Below are 1,123 nucleotides of genomic sequence, written 5' to 3' on the forward strand. Positions count from 1 at the left end.
ACAGATGGTAAATATAGACAGAAGTAGCATTTAGGGTATGTGATGGCAGGGGTAACGCATATTGAAATAGAAGAAAGTGTCGAGGAACTAGAGGAGTTGCTCAGACATCAAAAACAGTCTCGGAGCAAAGAACGTATACAAGCCCTATATCTGATAAAAGGGCAAGAAATGAGTGTAAGTGAGATTGCTAAAATATTGGGAAAACATCGAGGAACAGTACATCGATGGTTAGCAGATTATCGAGAAGGGGGAATGGAGGCGGTTGTTGAATTTGGGAAGAGTTCAGGTCGAAAAAGAGCAATACCTTCTTGGGCGGTATCGAGTTTGAAAAAACAACTCGAACAACCAGAAGGTGGGTTTCAACGGTACACACAAATACAACATTGGTTAGAAAAAACCTTGGGTGTGCAAGCCGAGTATGCAACTGTACATCATCTGGTACGTTACAGGCTCAAAGCCAAGCTGAAAGTTCCACGTCCGCGTAACCGAAAACAGGACGAAGAAAAACTGGAGTCTTTTAAAAAAACCTCGGTGATGACTTGCAATTAATTGCTCAATACGCCGCTATCATGTTGCCCCAGTACGAAAATATTCGTTATTTTGTACAAGATGAAAGTCGATTTGGACTCAAAACCATTGAAGGACGTAAAATTACTCTTCCTGGGGTTAAGCCTATTGGTGATTGGCAGTGGCAATTTAAAGCGTTCTGGCTATACGGGGCAGTTGAACCACTTACGGGGGAAAGTTTATTTTGGCAATTTTCTCATGTCGATACCGAATGCTACCAACAATTTTTGAACGAGTTCGCTGCTTGTTATCCCACATCACTCAACGTTCTCCAAGTCGATAACGGCTTATTTCATCAAGCTAAACGGTTACAAATTCCAGACAATATCGTTTTGTTGTTTCAGCCAGCCCATTCTCCTGAACTTAACCCAATAGAGCGAGTCTGGGAACATCTCAAGCAAGACTTGAAATGGGAGTTATTTGATAACCTAGAGCATCTGCAAACCAAGGTTGCTCAACTCTTAGCTGAACTCACTCCTCAAATTGCTGCTTCTTTGACTGGTTATGACTTCATCCTCAATGCCTTATCTGTCGCAAACATTTTTTGAATTGGTAT

General features: G+C 41.7%; 2 protein-coding genes. Both read left to right on the top strand.

What is annotated here, in order from left to right:
• Positions 1-42 precede the first annotated feature (42 nt).
• A complete protein-coding gene (locus ACM5QX_RS29520; protein WP_414756754.1) occupies positions 43-549 on the top strand; it encodes a helix-turn-helix domain-containing protein in 507 nt (168 codons plus the stop codon).
• The gene (locus ACM5QX_RS29525) at positions 540-1,115 is read left to right on the top strand and encodes an IS630 family transposase (protein ID WP_414756755.1); all 576 of its coding nucleotides are present in this window, start codon (positions 540-542) and stop codon (positions 1,113-1,115) included. Before ACM5QX_RS29520 ends, ACM5QX_RS29525 begins: the two co-directional genes overlap by 10 nt.
• The last annotated feature ends 8 nt before the right edge of the window (positions 1,116-1,123 follow it).

This window comes from Anabaena sp. CCY 9910, from assembly GCF_963920875.1.
In the GTDB taxonomy this organism is placed as follows: domain Bacteria; phylum Cyanobacteriota; class Cyanobacteriia; order Cyanobacteriales; family Nostocaceae; genus Trichormus; species Trichormus variabilis.

Coding starts and splice junctions, on each gene's coding strand:
- ACM5QX_RS29520 (WP_414756754.1), top strand. CDS start 43: ATGGCAGGGGTAACGCATATTGAAATAGAAGAAAGTGTCGAGGAACTA.